The organism is Pseudomonas asplenii (assembly GCF_001293465.1).
GTDB classification, from domain to species: domain Bacteria; phylum Pseudomonadota; class Gammaproteobacteria; order Pseudomonadales; family Pseudomonadaceae; genus Aquipseudomonas; species Aquipseudomonas fuscovaginae_B.
The window spans coordinates 1-19440 of record NZ_JSYZ01000029.1; the positions used below are offsets into that span (position 1 = coordinate 1).

Sequence of the window (19440 nt, forward strand, 5' to 3'; positions counted from 1 at the left end):
AGCGTGGCTTGCCCGCGAATGGATCTAAAGACCGGCGCCACCTCACCGGAACCGATCAACCTCCTGCCGCAGTTCCGCCGCCAGCATCTCCAGTTCACGCGCGGTCTGCGCCAGGTTGGAGACCACTTCGCGCTGTTCGCTGTTGGCCAGGGCGATGCTCTGCAGGTTGCTGCTGAGCAAGGTCGCGGTGCTGCTCTGCTCCTGGGTGGCGGTGGTGATGGCAGCGAATTGCTGGCCGGCCGAGCGGCTCTGTTCGTCGATACGCGCCAGCGCCGAGGCGACGTTGGCGTTGCGCGACAGGCCTTCCTGCATCAGCGAGTTGCCCTGCTCCATGGTCTGGATGGCATGACCGGTTTCCTGCTGGATGCTATGGATCATGCTGGAGATCTCGTCCGTCGCCTCGCGGGTACGCCCCGCCAGGCTGCGTACCTCATCGGCGACCACGGCAAAACCGCGGCCCTGTTCGCCGGCCCGGGCGGCTTCGATGGCGGCGTTGAGCGCCAGCAGGTTGGTCTGCTCGGCGATCGAGGTGATCACGCCGACGATGCCGCCGATTTCCTGGGAGCGCTGGCCCAGGGTGTTGATCACCGTCGCCGTGCTGTTCAGCGCCGCGGCGATCTGTTCCAGGGACGACGAAGCCTCTTCCATGGAACTGCGGCCGATACGGGTCTGCTGGGCATTTTCCTGGGCCAGGCGCTCGGTATTGCTCATGTTGTCGGCGATGTTCAGCGAGGTGGCGCTGAACTCTTCGACCGCGCCGGCCATGCTGGTGATTTCGCCGGACTGCTGTTCCATGCCTTCGTAGGCGCCGCTCGACAGGCCGGACAGGGCCTGGGCACGGCCGTTGACCTCCTGGGCCGCCTTGCGGATGTGCTCGACCATGGTCGACAGCGCCTGGCCCATCTGGTTGAAACTGCCGGCCAGCTGGCCAATCTCGTCCTGGCTCGACACATTGAGCCGTACGCTCAGGTCGCCAGCGCCCAGGGCCTGGGCCTGGCGCACCAGGTCACCCAACGGACGCAACTTGCTGCGCAGCAGCCAGACCGCCGCCCCCACCGCCAGCAGCATCGCCAGCAGGCTGCCGAGCACCAGGCGAATACCGACACTCCAGGTCACTGCGCTGATTTCGGCCTTGGGCATGCTCGCCACCACTGACCACGGGCCATCCGCGAAAGGCACCGCGACGCTGTAGATGTCGTCGCTCCTGTCGCTCCAGAAGCGCCCCTGGCCGGGCTGTTTCGCCAGGTCGGCGATCACCTTGGCCGCCTGCTCGGGGTCGTTCACCTCGGCTGGCGGTACCAGCCAGCGTTTCTGTTCGTCGAGCAACGCCAGGGAACCGGTGGTGCCGATGCGGAACCGCTTGAGGTTATCGAACTGCGCCTTCTGCGCATCGGTGTAGTCGAAACCGACGAACAGCACCGCGAACACCTTGCCGCTGCTGTCGCGCACCGGGGTATACTGGGTCATGTAGTAGCGGTCGAACAGCAGGGCCCGGCCGACATAGCCCTGCCCCGCCATCAGCTTGGCGTAGGCCGGGTGCTGGTGGTCGAGCAGGGTGCCGATGGCACGGCTGCCGTCCTGCTTGGTCAGGGAGGTGCTGACGCGGATGAAGTCGTCGCCGCTGCGCACGAACAGGGTCGCAACCCCGGCGGTCATCTGCTTGAAATCGTCGACTTCGGTGAAATCGTTGTTGAGCAGCTTGTCGCGCAGGTACAGGCCCGGAGCCTGGGTGCCGGCCACGCTGACCGGCTCATCGGTGCGCGCGCTCAGGCCGTTGCTGAAGCGCTTCTCGAACAGCCCGCTGAGGCGCTGGGTGTTTTCGCGCAGGGTCCCGTGGAAGGTGTTCAACTGGTCGGCGAGCAGACGTGCTTCGCTGGCCAGGTGCTCTTCGCGGGTGTCGAGGTTGGCCGAATCCAGCGAACGCAGGGCGAATACGGTGCTGCCGCTGATCACCACTGCCAGGATGACGGAGAGCGCAAGGCCGAGTTGCGTGGCGATTCGGGCACGGGGTTGAGGCATGAACAGCTCCTGACCGAGTGGCCGGGTCATCCCTGTCCCTGGCGCTACCCGGCTTTTCTGTATGTTGAGTCGTGAGGGGCCTTTCTGAACGAAGGTTCCATGTCGCTACAGTCGGCTGCTCAAGGAAATACTTGAGCAATTTGCAGGGGTATCTGCCAGAAATCTGATTGATGGGCCGTGTGCTCAGCCCAGGCGCTCGACCTGGGGCAGTTCCATGGCGGCGACTTCGCCTTGCAGGAAGTCGCTCAGGCGGCGCAGACGCTCGCCGCCGGGGCGGGTCTTGGGCCATACCAGGTAATAGTTTTCACCACTGGCCACTGCCGTCGGCCAGGGCAGGCTCAGGCGTCCCTGGGCCACGTCCTCGGCCACCATCAGCAGGTCGCCCATGGACACGCCGTAACCACGGGCCGCGGCAATCATCCCCAGTTCCAGGGTGTCGAACACCTGGCCGCCCTTGAGGGAAATACGCTCGGAAAGCCCCATGCGCTCCAGCCAGTTGCGCCAGTCACGACGGTCCGGCGTCGGGTGCAGCAGCTCGGTGGCGGCCAGGCGCTCGACGTCCCAGGGCTGGTCGTTGAGCAGGGTCGGTGCGCCCACCGGGATCAGCCATTCGGAGAACAGGTAGCTGGACTCCCAGTCCGGCGGGAAATGCCCGGCGCCGAGCAATACCGCGCAATCGAACGGTTCCTGGTTGAAATCGACGTTGTCGACGTCCATCCAGGCGCTGGTCAATTGCACCTCGTTGCCTTTCTGCAGGTGCCGGAAGCGGCTGATGCGGGCCAGCAGCCAGCGCATGGTCAGGGTCGACGGCGCCTTCATGCGCAGGATGTCATCTTCGGCGCGCAGGGTGTCGCAGGCCCGTTCCAGCGCACCGAAACCCTCGCGAATGCCCGGCAGCAGCAACCGCGCGGCCTCCGTCAGTTGCAGGTTGCGGCCGTTGCGCTGGAACAGCCGGCAGGCGAAGTGTTCCTCCAGGGTGCGGATATGCCGGCTGACCGCGCTCTGGGTGATCGACAGTTCTTCGGCCGCCCGGGTGAACGAGCTGTAGCGCGCCGCCGCTTCAAAGGCGCGCAAGGCATAGAGAGGGGGCAGACGACGAGACATTCGTGACCTTCCGGGAACGGGATGGAACAGCACCAGGCAGGTACTCATACATGAGTTTTTATCATGCGAGCAATCGTTTTTATCCCTTTGTGCAAAGCCGTGCAAGCGCCGAGAATCAGTCCTTTAACCCTCCTGTCCCCCTTCGAGTCTGATGATCATGCAGCATCCAGCACGTACCGAGCTCCTGGCCATCCTGCGGCTGTCCGGGCCGTTGATCGCCTCGCAGCTGGCGCACATGCTGATGGTGCTGACCGACACCCTGATGATGGCCCGGCTCAGTCCCGAGGCCCTGGCCGGTGGCGGCCTGGGCGCGGCGAGCTATTCGTTCGTGTCGATCTTCTGCCTCGGGGTGATTGCCGCGGTCGGTACCCTGGTGGCCATCCGGCACGGCGCCGGCGACACGCAAGGCGTCACCCGCCTGGCCCAGGCCGGGCTCTGGCTGGCCTGGGCCATGGCTCTGGTCGCCGGCCTGCTGCTGTGGAACCTCAAGCCGCTTCTGCTGCTGTTCGGCCAGACGCCGAGCAACGTGCAGGCCGCCGGCCAGTTCCTGCTGGTACTGCCGTTCGCCCTGCCCGGCTACCTGAGTTTCATGGCCCTGCGCGGCTTCACCAGTGCGCTGGGGCGGGCCACGCCGGTGATGGTGATCAGCCTGGGCGGGACCGTGGCCAACTTTTTGCTCAACTACGCGCTGATCACCGGCATGTTCGGCCTGCCGCACCTGGGCCTGACCGGGATCGGCCTGGTCACGGCCATCGTCGCCAACTGTATGGCGCTGGCCCTGGCCTGGCATATCCGCCGGCATGCGGCGTATCGCGACTACCCGCTGCGGCGGGGCCTGTCGCGGCCGAACGGTCAGTACCTGCGCGAGCTGTGGCGGCTGGGCCTGCCCATCGGTGGCACCTATGCGGTGGAAGTCGGGCTGTTCGCCTTCGCCGCCCTGTGCATGGGCACCATGGGCAGCACGCAGTTGGCGGCGCACCAGATCGCCCTGCAGATCGTCTCGGTGGCGTTCATGATTCCCGCGGGGATTTCCTACGCCATCACCCTGCGTATCGGCCAGCACTACGGGGCCGGGCAACTGCTGGACGCACGGCGGGCGGGGCGGGTCGGGATCGCCTTTGGCGCGGCGGCCATGCTGGCCTTCGCCATGCTGTTCTGGCTGGCACCGAATCAGTTGATCGGGCTGTTCCTGGACCACAATGACCCGGCGTTCCGCCCGGTGATCGAACTGGCGGTCAGCCTGCTGGCGGTGGCCGCGTGGTTCGAGCTGTTCGATGGCACCCAGACCATCGCCATGGGCGCGATCCGCGGGCTCAAGGACGCCAAGACCACCTTCCTGGTCGGGCTTGGTTGCTACTGGCTGATTGGCGCGCCGTCGGCCTGGCTGCTGGCGTTCAACCTCGGCTGGGGACCGACCGGGGTCTGGTGGGGGCTGGCGCTGGGGCTGGCGTGCGCGGCGACCGGGCTGACCCTGGCGTTCGAATGGCGGATGAAGCGGATGCTGGGCAAAAGCGAACAGAAGGCATCGGCTCAAGCGGCCATGAACTGCGCCCCGTAAGGGGAAGACTTTAACCGCCTGTGGGCGCCGGATTGATCCGCGAACAGGCCCTCGAGACCGTCAAACGCTTCGCGGATCAATCCGACGCCTACAGCGATCGTGGTGAACGCCGGATCAGCAGACAGCCTCGATCGCCGGCCGATTGGCACAGGACGTCAGGTACTGCGCCAGTTCCTCCAGCGGCAACGGCTTGCTGATCAGGTAGCCCTGCACCTGATCGCAGCCGAAACCGTGCAGCAGGGCCAGTTGCTCCGGCGTCTCGACGCCCTCGGCCACCACTTCCAGGTTGAGGTTGTGGGCCAGGTTGATCATGGCGTGAACCAGCTTGCGGTTCTCTTCGCGCTGCTCCATGCCGCCGACGAAGCTCTTGTCCACCTTGAGCAGGGCGATCGGCAGGCTGTTGAGGTGCACGAACGAGGAGAAGCCGGTACCGAAGTCGTCCAGGGAAAAACGCACGCCCAGACGCCCGAGGGCGTCCATGGTCTGCTTGACCAGGTCGCTGCGACGCATCACCGCCGTTTCGGTCAGTTCGAACTCCAGCCATTGCGCCTCGACTCCACGCTCGACAATCAGCCGGCTCAGGGTCGACAGCAACTGGCTGTCCTGGAACTGCCGGAACGACAGGTTGACCGCCATGTGCAGCGGCCCCAGCCCGCGCCCAAGCAGGTCCTGCATATCGCGCAGGGCTCGGGAAATCACCCAGTAGCCCAGCGGCACGATCAGCCCGCTCTGCTCGGCCAGCGGCACGAATTCGCTCGGTGGCAGCAGGCCGCGCTCGCCATGGCGCCAGCGCACCAGTGCTTCGAGGCCGACGATCTGCCCGCTGCCCAGGTCCAGGCGCGGCTGGTAGTGCAGTTCCAGCTCGTCGCGGCGCAACGCCCGACGCAGTTCGCTTTCCAGGTCGGCGAGGCTGCGGGCATTGCGGTTGATGCGTTCGTTGAAGATGTTGAAGGTGCAGCCCTGGGTGCTCTTGGCCTGCTGCATGGCGATGTGCGCATGCCACATCAGCGGGTCGGCACCGGCCTTGGCACGGGCATGGGCGATGCCCAGGCTGCAGCCGATCAGCAGGCTTTCACCGTCGACCCAGTAGGGTTCGGCCATGACCTCGACGATCCGCTCGGCCATCCACTCGGCGCGTTGCGGCGCACGGCGGGTGTCGATCAGCAGGGCGAATTCGTCGCTGCCCAGGCGCGCCAGCTGGTCGCCGGCTTCCAGCTGGCTCTTGAGCCGAGCGACCACCTGCAGGATCAGCCGGTCGCCGGCCTGGTGGCCCAATGCGTCGTTGGCATGGCGGAAGTTGTCCAGGTCGAGATGCCCGAGGGCTAGGCCGCGCCCCTCGTTCTCGGCCAGGCGCGCGGTCAGCAGGGTCTGGAAGCCCTGGCGGTTGGCGATGCCGGTCAGCGGGTCCTGCTCGGCCAGGCGTTGCAGGGTGTTTTCCAGCACCCCGCGCTCATGCACATGGCGCAGGCAACGGCGCAGGGTCGCGGTATCCAGGGTATCGCGCACCAGCCAGTCGCTGACGCCCAGCGGCGCGACCTCGGGCTCCTCGTCGAGCAGCAGCACGGTCGGCAGGCTGCAGCGCCCGGGCGCCGGCTGCAATTGCGGCACGCTCAGCAGGACCGCCGCGCGCTCGTTATCGAAGAGGCCGCGGACCAACTCCCACGAAGTGGCACTGACCAGCATGGCCGTGCCCCCCAACGGAGCGAGACACTCGCGCAACAACGCCGCCCAGGCCGGATCATCGGCCAGCAGCAGCAAACGCAAGGGTTCGACAGGCGTAGACAAGCTAGCTCCCTAGACTCTGCAAAAAACATTGGCGAAAAGCATTATGACTCGCCATCGAGCGATTACAATGCGAATACTTCTCAACCGCTACCTTATACCGGGTAAGGTTGAACAATAGCCTTAAATTCTTTGCGCATCCTGCGGGAAAGTAACAAAACCGGCAAATTTAGATCGCCTATTGCGTCACAATGTCGGAGAGTCGCGGCAGAATCCGTCCAGCCTGTTAAAATGCCCGCCCTTTTTTCGTAACAGACTTCTTACTCCCTCATGTCCCGACTCAATCCCCGGCAGCAAGAAGCCGTGAACTACGTCGGCGGCCCGCTTTTGGTGCTCGCCGGTGCCGGCTCCGGCAAGACCAGCGTGATCACCCGCAAGATCGCGCACCTGATCCAGAATTGCGGCATCCGGGCCCAGTACATCGTCGCCATGACCTTCACCAACAAGGCCGCGCGCGAGATGAAGGAGCGGGTCGGCACCCTGTTGCGTCCGGGCGAGGGCCGTGGCCTGACGGTTTCGACGTTCCACAACCTGGGCCTGAACATCATCCGCAAGGAGCATGTGCGGCTGGGCTACAAGCCGGGCTTCTCGATTTTCGACGAGACCGACGTCAAGGCCCTGATGACCGACATCATGCAGAAGGAATACTCGGGCGACGACGGCGTCGACGAGATCAAGAACATGATCGGCGGCTGGAAGAACGACCTGATCCTGCCGGCCCAGGCCCTGGAAAACGCACGCAACCCCAAGGAACAGACCGCCGCCATCGTCTACACCCACTACCAGCGCACGCTCAAGGCGTTCAACGCGGTGGACTTCGACGACCTGATCCTGCTGCCGGTGAAGCTGTTCGAGGACAACGCCGACATCCTGGAGAAGTGGCAGAACCGCGTGCGCTACCTGCTGGTGGACGAATACCAGGACACCAACGCCAGCCAGTACCTGCTGGTGAAGATGCTGATCGGCAAGCGCAACCAGTTCACCGTGGTCGGCGACGACGACCAGTCGATCTACGCCTGGCGCGGCGCGCGCCCGGAAAACCTGATGCTGCTCAAGGAAGACTACCCGTCCCTGAAGGTGGTCATGCTGGAGCAGAACTACCGCTCCACCAGCCGCATCCTGCGCTGCGCCAACGTGCTGATCTCGAACAACCCCCACGAGTTCGAGAAACAGCTGTGGAGTGAGATGGGCCACGGCGACGAGATCCGTGTGATCCGCTGCCGCAACGAGGACGCCGAGGCCGAGCGGGTGGCCATGGAAATCCTCACCCTGCACCTGCGCACCAACCGCCCCTACAGCGACTTCGCCATCCTCTACCGGGGCAACTACCAGGCCAAGCTGATCGAGCTGAAGCTGCAGCACCACCAGGTTCCCTATCGGCTGTCGGGCGGCAACAGCTTCTTCGGTCGCCAGGAAGTGAAGGACCTGATGGCCTACTTCCGCCTGATCGTGAACCCCGACGACGACAACGCCTTCCTGAGGGTGATCAACGTGCCGCGCCGGGAAATCGGCTCGACCACCCTGGAAAAACTCGGCAACTACGCCACCGAGCGCAAGATCTCGATGTACGCCGCCACCGACGAGATCGGTCTGGGCGAGCACCTGGACAGCCGCTTCACCGAGCGCCTGTCGCGCTTCAAGCGCTTCATGGACCGGGTGCGCGAGCAGTGCGCCGGCGAAGACCCGATCTCCGCGCTGCGCAGCATGGTCATGGACATCGACTACGAGAACTGGCTGCGCACCAACAGCTCCAGCGACAAGGCCGCCGACTACCGGATGAGCAACGTCTGGTTCCTGATCGAGGCGTTGAAAAACACCCTGGAGAAGGACGAAGACGGCGAGATGACCGTCGAGGACGCCATCGGCAAGCTGGTGCTGCGCGACATGCTCGAACGCCAGCAGGAAGAGGAAGAAGGTGCCGAGGGCGTGCAGATGATGACCCTGCACGCGTCCAAGGGGCTGGAATTCCCCTACGTGTTCATCATGGGCATGGAGGAAGAGATTCTCCCCCACCGCTCCAGCATCGAGGCCGACACCATCGAGGAAGAGCGGCGTCTGGCCTACGTCGGGATCACCCGCGCGCGCCAGACCCTGGCCTTCACCTTCGCCGCCAAGCGCAAGCAATACGGCGAGGTGGTCGAGTGTGCGCCGAGTCGTTTCCTCGACGAGCTGCCGCCGGACGACCTGGCCTGGGAAGGCAACGACGACACGCCGACCGAAGTGAAGGCCGTGCGCGGCAACTCGGCGCTGGCGGATATACGGGCGATGCTAAAGCGCTAGAATTGACCCTTTTACCCCCGCCCCACCCTTCCTGTAGGAGCAGGGCTTGCCCGCGAAGCTTTTCTCCTCAAGGGCCCTTTCGCGGGCAAGCCACGCTCCTGCAGGTGGATCGGGTGATGGGACAACCCCTATTATTTTCCAGCGCCAGAACGCGCTATTCGAGGACGTTACGTGGAAGCACTGCATAAGAAAATTCGTGAAGAAGGCATCGTGCTTTCCGATCAGGTCCTGAAGGTCGACGCCTTCCTCAACCACCAGATCGATCCGCAACTGATGAAGCAGATCGGCGACGAATTTGCCCGGCGGTTCGCCGACTCGGGCATCACCAAGATCGTCACCATCGAGGCCTCGGGCATCGCCCCAGCGGTGATGACCGGCCTGAACCTGGGCGTACCGGTGATCTTCGCGCGCAAGCACCAGTCCCTGACCCTGACCGAAAACCTGCTGTCGGCCACCGTGTACTCCTTCACCAAGCAGGTGGAGAACACCGTGGCGATCTCGCCGCGTCACCTGACCAGCAGCGACCGGGTTCTGGTCATCGACGACTTCCTGGCCAACGGCAAGGCGTCCCAGGCACTGATCTCGATCATCAAGCAGGCCGGCGCCACCGTGGCGGGCCTGGGTATCGTCATCGAGAAATCCTTCCAGGGCGGCCGTGCCGAACTGGACGCCCAGGGCTACCGGGTCGAGTCCCTGGCCCGGGTCAAGTCGCTGGCCGGCGGCGTCGTGACCTTCATCGAGTAGGCCACCCGGCCTCAGAAGCCCATCGCCCGCGAACCGTGCAGCGAACTGGACAACTTGAACAGTTCGCTGTCGTTCTTGATCCCCAGCTTGCGATAGGCCGACTGTTTCTGCGTGCTGATGGTATTGGCGCTGCGCGAGAACTTGGCGGCGATACCATTGACCGACATGCCGTCGAGAAAGCAGCGCAACACCTCGCGCTCCCTCGGCGACAGCACCTCGCCATGCGCGCCCGCGCAGACCGGCTCGGCCACGCTCGCCACCCGATGCACCTCGGTTTCCGAAACCGCCGCCACCTCCGCCGCCATCAACGGGTGCAGGTAGATCCTGCCGCGAGCCACCGTGCGGATCGCCGACGCCAGCCCTTCCAGACGCTCGCTCTTGCCGAAGAACCCCCAACTGCCCGCCCGTAGCGCCAGCGAGACGGTGGCCGGTGTGTAGTGGGCCGACAGCACCAGCGGCCGACATTCGGGATGACGCAGCCGCAGCGTACGGATCAGGTTGATGCCGTCGATCTCCCTGGGCCCGAGCATGAAATCGATGACCAGGATGTCGGGCTGGCGAACGGCCAGCGCCGCCAACAGTTCCCTGCTCGTGGAATAGGAACCGATCACCTGCAGATCGGGCTCTTTGGACAACCACAGGACCGTACCGACCCGAATCAGTTCGTGATCGTCCAGCAGCATGACGGTGTAGGGACCAGGGAGTGCACTTGTCATCTTTTATCGACCTCCTGAAAGAGAAACCGCAGCCAAAGCCTGAGCCATGGTGAATGCCTACAGAACTTTCAGGCTTATAGCACTCGATATCAGAAGCGCGTTTCGAGAAATCTCGAAACTGCTCTGTTTCGAGTTATCTCTATGTTCCACGGTTGGGGCTTGCGCGACAGTGGCGTCCCGCATCCGGCAGGCCAAACGCCTTCCCTTGCGGCCTGCAAGCGGGAAAACAACTGAAACCATTCAAGGTAACGCCATGAAAATCTCTCAAGTCTCCGCCGCCGTCTCCCTGGCCCTCGCCGCCCTGATCGCCTTGCCGGCCTCGGCGGCCAATGACGGCATCATCAACTTCAACGGCCTGGTGCGGGACATCACCTGCACCATCGAAGGCGAGGCGCCAGGGGGTGGCACCGTGGTCAAGAACGTCGACCTGGGCGGTGTCTCCGCCGCCCGCCTGACCAACGCCGGCGACCGCGCCAACCTCACCGGCTTCACCATCCGCGTCGGCGCCCCGGGCGAGACGACCTGCACCAACGGCCGCACGGCGATGGTCGCATTCGACCCGACCAGCCCGGCCATCGACATCGCCACCGGCCGCCTGAACATCGATGACGGTGCCGACGCCGCCAGCAATGTGCAGGTCGAGGTGACCCAGCGCGACGGCACGCCGATCCACGTCTACAACGAAAAGTCCGAGGGCGTGGTGATCGCCGACAACCAGGCGGTCATTCCACTGGCCGCCCAGTACTACGCCACCGGCACGGCCGGCGAAGGTCTGGTCGCGACCCGCGTCGGCTTCATGGTCGAGTACGCCGACTGACGAGTCCCAGGGGACCCGCAGCCACCAGGCGGGTCCGCTCCACCTCCAGAGAGTTTTCCTTCAATGAACAACATGGCTCATCCGGGCAGGTTCCTCTGTGCCTTGCTGATGACAGCGCTGACCGCCGTTACCGCACAGGCCGCCGTGGTCATCCACGGTGCCCGCGTGATCTACCCCGCCGACCAGCAGGAAGTGGTCGTGCGCCTGGAGAACAAGGGCGACCGACCTTCGCTGGTCCAGCTCTGGCTCGACAATGGCGACAAGTACGCCACCCCGGCCACCGCCCAGGCGCCGTTCACCGCACTGCCTCCGGTGATGCGCATCGAACCCGGCCGGCAACAGGCACCGCGCCTGCGCTACACCGGCGAACCCCTGCCCCGGGACCGTGAAAGCCTGTTCTGGCTGAATGTGCTGGAAGTGCAGCCGAACACCGTCGATACCGGCGACAGGAACCTGCTGGAGCTGTCGTTCCGTTCACGCCTGCGGGTGTTCTTCCGGCCGCAGGGGCTGCCCTATCCGAAGGGGGCCGCGGCGCCGAAGCTGAGCTGGAAGCTGGTACGCCACGCCGGCGGGCATGCCCTGGAAGTGCTCAACCCCACGCCGTATCACGTGTCTTTGGGCTCGGTCGAACTGGTCGGCCAGGGCGGGCGTTATCCGAAGGCGCCGAACCAGCAGGTCGACGACAGCCTGCTGCTGCCTTCCGGCGACATCAAGCGCTTCGTACTGCCGACCCTGCGCACACGGCCCGCCGGCGCCCTGAAGGTCGAGTTCACGGCCGTCAGCGACCACGGCGCACGCATCAGCCACAGCGCCGACATCACCTCCTGAAGCGGAGCCAGGAACCGTTCATGAATACCCTCAGACTCCAGCTCGGCCTGCTCATCCTGATGCTCGCCGGCAGCCTCGCGGCCCAGGCCAGCGTGGTCATCACCGGCACCCGGGTGGTGTACCCGGCGGCCCAGAAGGAAGTGACGATCCGCTTCGAGAACAAAAACCCGAAACCGGCCCTGGTGCAGGTCTGGCTCGACAACGGCGATGAAGAAGTGACTCCGGAACAGGCCCGCGTGCCCTTTGTCGCCACGCCGCCGATCTTCCGCATGGAACCGGGCCGGCAGCAGGTGTTGCGCCTGTCCTATACCGGCGACCCCCTGCCGACGAATCAGGAGAGCCTGTTCTGGCTGAACATGCTGGAAGTGCCGCCCAAGGTCCAGGCCAGCGAACAGGAAAACCAGTTGCAGTTGGCCTTTCGCACCCGCATCAAGGTGTTCTTCCGCCCGGCAGACCTGCCCCTGGAAGCCACCCAGGCCGTCGACAAGCTGCGCTGGCGCCTGGTCCGGGACGAGCAGGGCCAGGCCCTGGAAGTGACCAACCCGACCCCCTACCACCTGAGCTTCGATTCGGTCGAACTGCTCGCCGCCGGCCAGCGCCACGCCAAGCCGACCGGCCAGGATGCGGCCGAAAACATGGTCAACCCGCACGCCAGCAACCGCTTTCCCCTGCCCGGCCTGAGCGCCGTGCCGGCTGGCGATGCGCAGGTCGAGTTCCAGACCATCGATGACTACGGAGCCCGGCATCTGCACAAGGTCCGGCTCAGTCCATGAGCCACTGAATCCCCACCTGGCAGCGCCAGGACACCCGAACACGAGACGCCCGCCCCCTCCGCGATCCCTGACGCGCGCTGGCCGGGCCCGGCTTGCCCGAATTTGGCAACACAAACCGTTTGGAACCTTGACCATGAGATCCCAAAGCTCGCCCGAGTCCATCGGGCCACGTACCCGGCCATGCCGCCTGGCCCGCGTCCTTCATGGCCTGTTGCTGCTGGGCAGCGGCAGCGCCCTGGCCGCGGACGAGGTCGAACGGGTGGAGTTCAACCCGGCATTCTTTCCCGGCGGCGGACAGATCGACATCTCGCGCTTCAACGAAGGCAACGTGGTCCTGCCGGGCCAGTACCGGGCCGACGTCACGGTGAACGGCGACTGGATCGGGCGCCAGGACCTGACCTTCGCCAGCGTCGAAGGCCAGAGCAATGCCCAACTGTGCCTGGAGCGCCCGTTGCTGCTGCGCCTGGGCATCGACATCGACCGTGTGCCGGCCAAGGCTGCCGAAGCCGGCGAGCCGGTCCCGCCCGCGCTGCCGACGGCTGTCTACTGCGGCAGCCTCGGCACCTACGTACCGGGTGCCAGCGTCAGCTTCGATGCCGGCGAGAGCCGGCTCGACCTGCTGGTGCCGCAAATCTACCTGTCACGCTCGGTCCGCGGCTACGTCAGCCCGGAGTACTGGGATTCGGGCGTCAATGCCGCCTTCGCCCGCTACAATGCCAACGGTTTCCGCAACAGCAACCAGGGCCGCTCATCGTTCTCCAGCTACCTGGGGCTGCACACCGGCCTCAATCTGGAAGGCTGGCACCTGCGCCACAACGGCGCCTACAGCAGCAACGAAGCCGGCAGCCAGTACCAGAGCAGCGCCACCTACGTGCAACGGGAGTTGCCCGGGCTGCAATCGCAACTGATGGCCGGCGAGATCTACACCACCGGCGAACTGTTCGACAGCCTGCGCATGCGCGGCGCCACCCTGTCCACCGACGACCGCATGCTGCCCGACTCGCTGACCGGCTACGCGCCGATCGTCCGCGGGGTGGCCGAGACCAACGCACGGGTCAGCGTCCGCCAGCGCGGCATCCTGCTCGACGAAGTCAGCGTGGCACCCGGGCCGTTCGTACTCAACGACCTGTTCCCCACCGGCTACGGCGGCGACCTGGAGGTCACCGTCACCGAAGCCGATGGCCGGCAACGCCAGTTCATCGTGCCGTTCGCCTCCAACATCAACCTGCTGCGCCCCGGCTACAGCCGCTACTCCCTGAGCCTGGGCGAGATGGACGAACTGGGCATCGACAGCAAGCCCTGGCTGGCCCAGGGCACGTTCCAGTACGGCCTGAACAACCTGCTCACCGGCTACACCGGCGCGCTGGCCTCCGAGGGCTACAACGCCCAGGTGTTCGGTTCGGCACTGAATACGCCGGCGGGGGCGATCTCCTTCGACCTGACCACTTCCCAGGCCGAGATCCCCGGCCTGGGCCGGCGCCGCGGGCAGAGCCTGCAGGCGCGCTACAACAAGATCTTCGCCAGCACCGGCACCGACTTCGCCCTGGGTGCCTTCCGTTACTCCACCGACGGCTTCCTCACCGCCCGCGACACCGCGCAACTACGCGAGCTGGCACGCACCGGCGGCGACCTGGAGCGCGTCGGTCGCCTGCGCGAGCGCCTGGACATCAGCCTCAACCAGAACCTGGAGCGCGGCTCGCTGTTCCTCACCGGCTCGTCGCAGCACTACTGGAACCGCAAGGGCGGCGAACTGAGCTTCACCGCCGGCTACAACGGCAACTGGCAGCGCGTGAACTACACCGTCAGCGCCCAGCGCAGCCGCGACCTGCTGAGCAACCGCAGCAGCAACCAGATCGACCTCACCTTCCACCTGCCCCTGGGCCATTCCGACCGCGCGCCCAACCTGTCGAGCACGCTGATCCACGGCGATCGCCAGAACAGCGCGCGAGCGGGCCTGAGCGGCACCCTCGGCGAGCGCAACGAGTACAACTACGGCGCCTCGCTCAGCCATGCCGACAACGGTGTCGGCAACAGCTTCAACGCCGATCTGCAATACCGCAGCCGCTACGCCCTGGCCTCCACCAGCCACAGCCAGGGCAAGGACTACCACGCGCAGTCGCTGAGCCTGTCCGGCGGCCTGGTGGCCCATGCCGACGGCGTGACCCTGACCCCGGAACTGGGCGACACCATCGGCCTGGTCAACGCTCCCGGCGCGCAGGGCGCCTGGGTCGGCGGCAACACCCAGGTCGATGGGAAGGGCTACGCCGTGGTGCCGCACCTGACCCCCTACCGGCAGAACGTGGTCGAACTCGACCCGCGCGACATGTCCCACGACGTCGAACTCAAGGCCGCCTCCCACAACATCGCGCCCCGTGCCGGCTCGGTGGTGGTGATGAAGTACGAAACCAGCAGCGGCCGCGCCGTGATGATCGATGCGGCCCGGGACGACCACTCCGCATTGCCGTTCGGTGCCGATGTATTCGATGAGGACGACGCCCATGTCGGCGTGGTCGGCCAGGGTGGCAAGGTCTTCGTGCGGGTCGCCCGCGATCGCGGCCAACTCATCGTCAAGTGGGGCGCCAGCAGCGCGAGCCAGTGCCGGATCGACTATGACCTCGGCCCGCCAGACACCCCCGACGGTGCCCAAACCCTGCGTCAGATAGACGGCTTCTGCCGAGCCATCGACAGCCCCGAAAACCAGCCTTCGCGAGACCTGGAATGAAAGGTTCAATCAGATTATTCGTCGTACTAGTCGCAGGTCTGTCACTGCCTACGCTGGCCCAGGCCGGCTGTGACTACTACCCCAGCACCCGCAACGGCGCGACCTTCCCGAGCACCATTACCGTACCGGTCAACCTGCCAGTAGGTGGGCTGATCGCCAGAGCCGCATTGAGCACACCTTACCCCAGTGGCATCAGCCAATGCACGACCTCGGTCCTGCAACAAACGATCGGGCGTTATACGGCGGCTGACTGGGTCAACCTCGGGAACGGGATCAGTGTCTATCGAACCAATGTTCCAGGGGTCGGCGTGCGGATCCATTCGCTGATGGACAGCGGCACTCCCTATACCACCTCCCTCCAGAGCAGTACGACGACGCTACCACCGAGAAGCTACAACCACTTCCTGACCTCGATGGAGGCGCAGTTCTACAAGACCGGGAATGTTTCAACGGGCACGGTCCCCGCTGGAAATCTTCATCAGAACAACTGGGACGGACGGTTGATCTCCACGATATTGCTCCACAACTCGGTGCAGTTCGTCGCCCAGTCCCCCACCTGCGACCTGGCCGTCGGCGACGTCAACCGCACGATCAACCTGGACAAGATCCAGCTCTCGAACTTCACCGACAACTCGGCCGGCAAATACAACTTCGAGATCAGCGCCAATTGCAACAATGCCTCCAGCGTGACCTTCCGCTTCACCGGCACCCCGGCCAACGGTGACAGCTATCGCTTCGCCAACACCGGTACCGCCCCCGGCGTTGGCACATGGCTGTACTCACGCATCGGCGGTGTCGAGTCCACCATCCGCGCCAACGGCACCGAAAACACCCGCACCGTGAGTGTCAGCGCCAACCGGGCGGTCCTGCCGCTGGGCGCCGCCTACTGGAAGATCGGCACACCGGGCAAAGGCACCCTCGTCAGCGCCGTGACCGTCAACATCACCTACAACTAACCCCACCAGAAGGACCACCGGAATGAAAACCCCTCTCCTGGCACTCGCCCTTTTGATCGCCGGCAGCCTCACCGCCGCCCAGGCCGCCACCACCGGTACCCTGACCGTGCGCGGCCAGATCGACGGCGGTACCTGCAACCTCGACACCATCAGCAATCCGACACTGCCGACCGTCAAGGTCAGCGACTTCGACTCCAGCACCTGGACCGGGCTCAAGGAGTTCAGCCTGGGCGCCACCTGCGACTCGGACATCAGGAACGTCATCTTCACCTTCTCCGGCACCCCGGCTTCCGCCGACCCCACCCGCTGGGCCAATACCGGCACAGCCGCTGGTATCTCCACCGTGCTCCAGGCCCGCGACGGGGCGAACTACAACATCCCGGCCAACGGTACCGCCGCCCAACGCCAGCGCACCGTCGCGACCAGCGCCGGCAAGGCCACGCTGCCCATGGCGGCGCATTACATAAAAACCGGCACCGTCTCCAAGGGCACCCTGCTGACCACAGCGACGGTGAGCATCACCTACAACTGAAACACCGGCCCCGCTGCGCCGCGATAGCGGTAGCCAGCACCCCGCCAGAACGGACAACATCTCATGAAAACCTACCTGTTACCCCTGGTGCTGATGGTTGCCGCCACCCTCGAGAACGCCTCGGCGGAAACCCTCAATCCGGGCAATCTGCAGATCGAGGGCCTGGTCGAGGGCGGGACCTGCAACCTGGTCCCCGGGGAATACGATCGACCGGTGGTCCTGCCACCGGCCAAGGTCAGCGACTTCAGCGGCAGCGAATCGACGGGCCACCGCGACTTCGAAATCAATGCCCTCTGCGATTCGGATATCACCAGCGTGACCTTCACCTTCGCCGGCACCCAGGTGCCGACAGACGGCGCCCGCTTCGCCAATACCGGCGATGCCCAAGGCGTCGGGCTGTGGCTGTACTCGCGGCTGGGCGGTGTGCAACGGACCATCCGTGCCGACGGCGGCGACAGCGCCCGCACCCTGTCGCCCAGCGGCGGCCAGGCGGTGCTGCCGTTGGGCGCGGCCTACTGGAAGACCGGCAGCGTGCGCGAAGGCACGCTGGTCAGCCAGGCCACCGTGGAAATCACCTACAACTGAAGGCGCCGGGCGGTCGCCTGCAAGCCCGCCAACAGCAGACGCTGATACAACTCTTCGCGCAGTCCCTGGGGCTGGTCCAGGCCCATGCGTTGCAGGTGCGCGGGGAACGCCGACGGCTCGGGGGCCTCCAGGGTCGCCTTGCCCAGCTCCAGCACTTCGCTGAGCTTGAAGTGGCGCTTGAGCCAGTTCAGCGCCCGCAACAGGTCACGCTCCTCGACGGTGAAATCACTGCCCAGCGGATACTCCACGAACAGCTGCGGATGGCGCTCACGCAGCGCTTCCAGGCGCTGTGGCGTGTTGTCGGCAAAGCGCGGGTCGAGACGGAAGTTCTGCGGCAGCTTGCCGGCCTTCTGCGCCTGTTCGATCAGCCCGGCCTGGAACCGTGAATCGCTGATGTTGAGCAGTGCCTCGATCACCACGGCATCGCTCTTGCCGCGCAGGTCGGCGATCCCGTACTCGGTCACCACGATATCGCGCAGGTGCCGGGGAATGGTGCAGTGGCCATACTCCCAGACGATATTGGAACTGGCCTCGCCACCGGCCTCGCGCCAGCTGCGCAGGATCAGCACCGAACGCGCACCCTGCAGCGCATGGCCCTGGGCGACGAAGTTGTACTGCCCGCCCACGCCGCTGAGCACCCGCCCGTCCTCGAGCTGGTCGGCCACCCCGGCACCGAGCAGGGTCATGGTGAAGGCACTGTTGATGAACCGCGCCTCCTGGCGTTGCAGGCGCTTGAGCGCCTCGTTGCCATACAACTCGTTGATGTAGCTGATGGCGGTCATGTTGAACTCGGCGAGCCGTTCCCGCGGCAACGCCCGCAGCCGCTGGTAGAAACTGTGTGGCCCGAGGAAGAAGCCACCGTGCACCACCACGCCTGCCGTGGCGTCGGGCTGCCCGGCGATGGCCCGGCGCTGCGCGTCGATATCGGCATGGACGCGACGCCGCACGATGCCCGCATCGGCCAGCACCAGCAGGCCATTGACGAACATCTCGCTGCAACCGTAAAGGCCGCTGGCAAAGGGTTCGATACCCCCTTCACGGTCGATCAGCGCCTGCCAGGGCCGTATGTCGAGGTCGTCCAACAGGGCACGATAGCCAGCGTTGTCGGCATGCCGGGACAACAACGCGGCGGTCAGCGCATCGCCCATCGAGCCGATGCCGATCTGCAGGGTTCCGCCATCGCGCACCAGGGTGCTGGCATGCAGGCCGATGAAGTGGTCCTGGCAGCCGACCGGCATGTTCGGCGTGGAAAACAGCGTGCTGCGCTCAGGCTCGTCGATCAGCAGGTCGAAAGCCGCACGGTCGATCTCCGAGTCGCCCGGCATGTAGGGCAATTGGGCATGTACCTGGCCCAGCAACAGGATGGTCTCGCCGGCGGCGCGGCGCCTGGCGATCATCGGCAGCAGGTCGAGGGTGATGTCCGGGTTGCAACTGAGGCTCAGGCGGCCCGGCTGCTGCTCGTCAGCGGCGACCAGCTGGGCCACCAGGTTGAGACCGGCGGCGTTGATGTCCCGGGCGGCATGGCTGTAGTTGCTACTGACGTAGTCCTGCTGGGCGGCGGTACTGTGGAGCAGGCTGCCGGGCTGGAGGAAGAACTGTTCGATACGGATATTGGCCGGCAGGCGGTCACGCCGCAGGTCGTCGAGAAAATCCAGTTCCGGGTAGTCGCCGAAGACCCGCTCGACGAAGGGTTCGAGAAAACGCCGCTGCAAACCCTCACCGAGGGGTGGCCGGCCCAGGCTCAGCGCGGTGTAGATCGTCAGTTGCCGCTGCGGCAACCGGCTGACCCGCCGGTACAACGCATTGACGAAACGATTGGGTTTGCCCAACCCAAGCGGCAGGCCCATGTGGATATGCGTGGGCAACCGCGCCAGCACTTCGTCGACCGCCCGCTCGATGGAACACGTCAGCGTCATCCGACCTTCCTCGCTTGTACCTGAATGGAGGTTGGACCGGGCTTGCCGGGGCTTTGCTGCACAGGCCAATCGAAAATTCTGAAAGGCATGTCTAGTCCTGAAATAGGT

At 65.3% G+C, this 19440-nt stretch carries 15 protein-coding genes; 10 read left to right on the forward strand and 5 right to left on the reverse strand.

Annotated features, from left to right (window positions below):
* Window positions 1-42: 42 nt before the first annotated feature.
* Together PF66_RS29290 and PF66_RS29295 are read right to left on the reverse strand one after the other, a co-directional pair.
* On the reverse strand, window positions 43-2019 hold the full coding sequence (locus PF66_RS29290) for a methyl-accepting chemotaxis protein (protein WP_054060453.1): 1977 nt from the start codon (window positions 2017-2019) through the stop codon (window positions 43-45).
* A gap of 183 nt (window positions 2020-2202) precedes the next feature.
* Complete coding sequence (locus PF66_RS29295; RefSeq protein ID WP_054064597.1) at window positions 2203-3123, reverse strand: LysR substrate-binding domain-containing protein; 921 nt, start codon at window positions 3121-3123, stop codon at window positions 2203-2205.
* A 151-nt stretch (window positions 3124-3274) separates the two neighbouring features.
* Between PF66_RS29295 and PF66_RS29300 the strand changes: the two genes are divergently transcribed.
* Window positions 3275-4681, forward strand: a complete 1407-nt coding sequence (locus tag PF66_RS29300) for a NorM family multidrug efflux MATE transporter (RefSeq protein WP_054060455.1) — start codon at window positions 3275-3277, stop codon at window positions 4679-4681.
* A gap of 114 nt (window positions 4682-4795) precedes the next feature.
* Here PF66_RS29300 and PF66_RS29305 read toward each other — a convergent pair whose 3' ends face one another.
* Window positions 4796-6466, reverse strand: a complete 1671-nt coding sequence (locus PF66_RS29305) for a putative bifunctional diguanylate cyclase/phosphodiesterase (RefSeq protein ID WP_054064598.1) — start codon at window positions 6464-6466, stop codon at window positions 4796-4798.
* A 267-nt stretch (window positions 6467-6733) separates the two neighbouring features.
* Between PF66_RS29305 and rep the strand changes: the two genes are divergently transcribed.
* Together rep and PF66_RS29315 are read left to right on the forward strand one after the other, a co-directional pair.
* Window positions 6734-8743, forward strand: coding sequence for a DNA helicase Rep (gene rep / locus PF66_RS29310; RefSeq protein ID WP_026144807.1), 2010 nt, complete (start codon window positions 6734-6736; stop codon window positions 8741-8743).
* 171 nt (window positions 8744-8914) lie between these two features.
* A complete protein-coding gene (locus PF66_RS29315) occupies window positions 8915-9487 on the forward strand; it encodes a xanthine phosphoribosyltransferase (RefSeq protein ID WP_054056652.1) in 573 nt (190 codons plus the stop codon).
* Window positions 9488-9498: 11 nt separating this feature from the next.
* Here the strand turns inward: PF66_RS29315 and PF66_RS29320 are convergent, their stop codons facing one another.
* Complete coding sequence (locus PF66_RS29320) at window positions 9499-10170, reverse strand: response regulator (RefSeq protein WP_054064599.1); 672 nt, start codon at window positions 10168-10170, stop codon at window positions 9499-9501.
* Between the two features lie 286 nt (window positions 10171-10456).
* On the opposite strand from PF66_RS29320, the gene PF66_RS29325 reads away from it, so the two are divergent.
* From PF66_RS29325 to PF66_RS29355, 7 genes are all read left to right on the forward strand, one after another.
* Complete coding sequence (locus PF66_RS29325) at window positions 10457-11020, forward strand: fimbrial protein (protein WP_054056654.1); 564 nt, start codon at window positions 10457-10459, stop codon at window positions 11018-11020.
* A gap of 63 nt (window positions 11021-11083) precedes the next feature.
* Entirely contained in the window at window positions 11084-11848 is a 765-nt protein-coding gene (locus PF66_RS29330) for a fimbria/pilus periplasmic chaperone (protein WP_054064600.1), read from the forward strand.
* Window positions 11849-11868: 20 nt separating this feature from the next.
* A complete protein-coding gene (locus PF66_RS29335) occupies window positions 11869-12621 on the forward strand; it encodes a fimbrial biogenesis chaperone (RefSeq protein ID WP_054064601.1) in 753 nt (250 codons plus the stop codon).
* 133 nt (window positions 12622-12754) lie between these two features.
* Window positions 12755-15343: a fimbria/pilus outer membrane usher protein gene (locus PF66_RS29340; RefSeq protein WP_054064602.1), complete on the forward strand. Its 2589-nt coding sequence runs from the start codon at window positions 12755-12757 to the stop codon at window positions 15341-15343.
* Window positions 15340-16299 (forward strand): fimbrial protein, encoded by a 960-nt coding sequence (locus PF66_RS29345; RefSeq protein WP_054064603.1) that lies wholly within the window; start codon window positions 15340-15342, stop codon window positions 16297-16299. The genes PF66_RS29340 and PF66_RS29345 overlap by 4 nt, the downstream gene beginning before the upstream one ends.
* A 22-nt stretch (window positions 16300-16321) precedes the next feature.
* Window positions 16322-16831: a fimbrial protein gene (locus PF66_RS29350; protein ID WP_054064604.1), complete on the forward strand. Its 510-nt coding sequence runs from the start codon at window positions 16322-16324 to the stop codon at window positions 16829-16831.
* Between the two features lie 63 nt (window positions 16832-16894).
* Window positions 16895-17416: a fimbrial protein gene (locus tag PF66_RS29355; RefSeq protein ID WP_054064605.1), complete on the forward strand. Its 522-nt coding sequence runs from the start codon at window positions 16895-16897 to the stop codon at window positions 17414-17416.
* Here the strand turns inward: PF66_RS29355 and PF66_RS29360 are convergent.
* Window positions 17407-19332, reverse strand: coding sequence for an acetyl-CoA hydrolase/transferase C-terminal domain-containing protein (locus tag PF66_RS29360; protein WP_054064606.1), 1926 nt, complete (start codon window positions 19330-19332; stop codon window positions 17407-17409). The two genes, PF66_RS29355 and PF66_RS29360, sit on opposite strands and share 10 nt — an antisense overlap.
* Between the last annotated feature and the right edge of the window lie 108 nt (window positions 19333-19440).